We start from the raw sequence: 3684 nt of genomic DNA on the forward strand, positions 1-3684 counted from the left end.
GACACGGAATCGGAATGGATGACATGGAGCCGTTTTTGATTCAAAAATATGTGAACGTAACGGATGAGCCAAAAATTGAAATATGGATTAAGCCAACAAAGGAACTTGTGGGTAAATAATAGTAAAAAGCTTCGGATCGTTTAAATGATCTGAAGCTTTTTTGCTTATTAGAAATTTGTCCTCTAAGTTAGATTTGTCGGATCGAAGAGAAACCGATTGAACTGTTAATTCTGACCATTAAAAGAGGCTTCTTTTTGAAGAATATAGCCCCAAAAAATCCCAGTTAGTTGTGTGATCAGAAAAAGTGCGATCAGTGGAACCGCGGCCACGAAGGGTGAGGAAGAATGATATAAACTGACTAAAGGGCTCTTAAAAAGAATTAAAGCACAGCTCAATAATATATTGATCAAATTTCCAAACACTAATAAGGAAATTTGTTGTGTCATTTTAGCATAAAAACCTATGATGACAGTAAGCAGCAGGAATAGAAAAATTCCTACGATTGAATCAAAAAGGTAATCAATTGCTAAAGAAAGATGCACGTAAGGGATGAAATAGAAAATAAAAGGTGATCGCAGGATTATTTTTTTCAGCATTGCAGGATGTCTCCTCAAAAATATTTTTCTATGGTTATTTTATGCCTTGTAAATGGTCAGTTCAACAGAAAATAGAAATTAGGATACATAATTAAAGTTATTTTATGCTGCTATAAATAAAACATCACTTGATTTGACCTAAATTATTTTTTAGGAAATCAGCATTTCTAAATTAAAAATGGAAAGGAACGTTAGACCCATGTTTTTATTTAAAATAGGGAGAACCTGTGAAACAATCCACGGATGACTAGCATTTCTGAATAAATCGCGAGATGAATGTAAAACATTTTTTCTTTACTATCTGAGAGATTGTGATAATATGATTAGAAATGGAGGGGTTATATGAATAAACTGCAAGATCGATTTAACAAAAATGTGTACGAAATCGCCGTCTCATTGATTCGTCAATTTGATGAAAAAGTCTCTGGAATTCCTAATATGCTGAAGTTAACATTAGGCGAGCCGGATTTTAATACCCCTGAGCACGTCAAAGAAGCAGGGCAGCAAGCAATTAAAGATAATTTTAGCCATTATACCGGCATGTCTGGCTTGATCGATGTTCGAGAAGCAGCGAGTCGTTTTTTATCTGAAAAATATGCAGTAAATTATCAACCAGCAACAGAAGTTTTAGTAACAGTAGGAGCAACTGAAGCGTTGTCAGCGAGTCTTTTAGCGATTTTGGAGGCCGGTGATAAAGTATTGCTTCCAGCGCCGACCTATCCAGGCTATGAACCGCTGATTTTATTAGCTGGGGCCGAACCTGTCTATATTGATACGCGGGAAACCGGGTTTGTTTTAACCCCAGAGCAAATTGATCAAGCGATGGCCGAACATGGAGATAAAGTGAAAGCAATTATTATTACATCTCCATCAAATCCAACGGGTGTCGCTTATACGGAAGACGAAGTTTCGGCCTTGAGCGAAACGTTGAAAAAGTATCCAATTTTTGTGATCAGCGATGAAATTTACAGTGAGCTAAATTATGAAGCGAAGCATGTTTCATTCGGAAAATATTTGCGAGATCAAGCAATCGTGATTAATGGTTTGTCAAAATCTCACGCCATGACCGGCTGGCGGATCGGCTTCATTTTCGCACCTGCTGAATTGATTGAGCAGATCATCAAAGTCCACCAATATCTGGTGACTGCTGCTTCAACAATTTCACAAAAGGCTGCGGTTCGAGCGTTGGTACAAGGAATTTCGGATGCGGAAGTAATGCGAGAAGAATATCGCGAACGTCGGGATTTTGTTTATCAGGCCATGACCGCGCTTGGCTTTGAAGTTGCCCGTCCTTCTGGCGCGTTCTATATTTTTGCTAAGATACCCGCAGGATTGGAACAGGATTCAATGGCTTTTTGTATTGAGTTAGCAGAAAAAAATCAATTGGCAATTATTCCGGGAATTGCGTTTGGTCCGGAAGGTGAAGGCTACGTGCGAATCAGTTATGCGGCTTCAATGGAGAATTTAGTGGAAGCAATGAAACGTTTAACTGCATATGTAGAAAAATAAAAAGAAACGATCAAATCGAAAAAAGATGAAGTGACCCCCAAAAGTTAGACTTTTTCGGAGTAGAGAAATCTACTCCGTTTTTTGTTTGTTAAACTAAGCAATTATGCCGCGTTCTGTGCTGCTTTTCGAAACTGAACAGGGCTTTTCCAGTTCAGTTTCTGTTTCATCCGGTAATTGTTGTAATAGTAGATAAAATTATCAATCGCAGTTTTTAGTTCATCAAAACTGTGATAGGTTTCTCCATGAAAAATTTCTTGTTTTAAAAGACTGAAGAAATTCTCCATGATGGAATTATCTAAACAATTTCCTTTGCGAGACATACTTTGAAAGATTTTCTGTTTCTTTAGTTTTCGACGGTATGCTTTCATCTGATAGGCCCAGCCTTGATCCGAGTGGAAGGTACGACGATACGGGCAAGCATTCGTGATTGCGATAGCTTCTTCTAAGCCCTCCATAATAGCCAAGGCATTTGGCTTTTCTGAGATGCGGTATGAAAGAATCTCGCTATTATACATATCCATAAACGGGTCTAGATATAACTTTCTCTGACGGATCACGCCTTTTGTATCCACTTCAAGATATTTGAACTCTGTTGTATCTGTCGTAATTTTTTGGTGACAAATATTCGTATAAAAGTGACGACGAATCCGGTGTTTCGCCACCTTCCCGACTTTTCCTCGGTAAGAACTGTAGCGACGTGATTTCCGCGTGTATGAACGCACTTCGATTCCTAGTTTTCGAATCAAACGTTGGACTTTCTTTTTATTGACATGAAATCCACGCTTCTTTAGTTCGTTCGTCATTCGTAAACAGCCATAATTTTTATGTTCTTTACGAATACGAAGCATTTCAGCTTCAATTTCTTGATCAGGGTTTTCTCTGTCAAAGCGTTTTTGCCAGTACATAAAAGTTGCTTTAGGGAAGTTCAAGGTCTCAAGAAGCTCAACTAATTTGAAAGATCCTCGGAGGCTGTGGATTATTCGTGCGATTGATTCGTTCGTCTTTGTTGAGCTTCCTGATTTCGCAGCTTCCTCAGTTCTTTTAAAAAGGCATTTTCAATCTGAAGTGAACGGACTTGTTTTTCTAATTCTTTAATACGGTCGTGTTCTTCCGATGTTACTTTAACAAAATCTTTCTTAGGCTTTTCTTTTTTCTTGGGCACGGTAGGTGGACGTCCTTTCGGTTTTGAGAGTCCCTTGATACCATCATCTCGAAAACTCCGGATCCAACTGGCAATCAGAGCGTGATTCCTCATACCGAGTCTATTGGCAACTTCACGATAGGACAACTCACTCGTTTGATATAACTCTATCGCATCCATCTTGAATTGAACAGAGTAAGTATTATCATAATGCTTTCGAAAGAGCCCTTCCTCACCAAATTGTTGATAGGAATTAATCCAGCTTCTTACTTGATCCGTGTGCTTAACCTCATACTTTTTCGCTAGATAGCGATAGCCGCCTTCTCCATCTAAATAATCTTGAACAACTTTCAGCTTGAAATCAAAGCTATATTCAGTCATAAAAATACCGACCTCCAAAAAGTTAGATTTTTGGTCTAACTTTTGGGGGTCGGTTCA

2 protein-coding genes and 1 pseudogene are annotated in these 3684 nt (G+C 38.5%); 1 reads left to right on the plus strand and 2 read right to left on the minus strand.

What is annotated here, in order from left to right; all coding sequences use genetic code 11:
- Positions 1-224 precede the first annotated feature (224 nt).
- The gene (locus PGP85_RS19230; protein WP_270328899.1) at positions 225-596 is read right to left on the minus strand and encodes a hypothetical protein; all 372 of its coding nucleotides are present in this window, start codon (positions 594-596) and stop codon (positions 225-227) included.
- A 342-nt stretch (positions 597-938) separates the two neighbouring features.
- Between PGP85_RS19230 and PGP85_RS19235 the strand changes: the two genes are divergently transcribed.
- Positions 939-2105 (plus strand): pyridoxal phosphate-dependent aminotransferase, encoded by a 1167-nt coding sequence (locus PGP85_RS19235; RefSeq protein WP_270328900.1) that lies wholly within the window; start codon positions 939-941, stop codon positions 2103-2105.
- Positions 2106-2206: 101 nt separating this feature from the next.
- Here PGP85_RS19235 and PGP85_RS19240 read toward each other — a convergent pair.
- Positions 2207-3627 (minus strand): annotated as a pseudogene (locus PGP85_RS19240) (IS3 family transposase).
- Between the last annotated feature and the right edge of the window lie 57 nt (positions 3628-3684).

Source organism: Enterococcus malodoratus (assembly GCF_027659535.1).
In the GTDB taxonomy this organism is placed as follows: Bacteria; Bacillota; Bacilli; order Lactobacillales; family Enterococcaceae; genus Enterococcus_A; species Enterococcus_A malodoratus.

What these genes read in the sequence shown, in the direction of transcription:
- PGP85_RS19230 (WP_270328899.1), bottom strand. Translation starts at nt 596, where the DNA reads ATGCTGAAAAAAATAATCCTGCGATCACCTTTTATTTTCTATTTCATC.
- PGP85_RS19235 (WP_270328900.1), top strand. Translation starts at nt 939, where the DNA reads ATGAATAAACTGCAAGATCGATTTAACAAAAATGTGTACGAAATCGCC.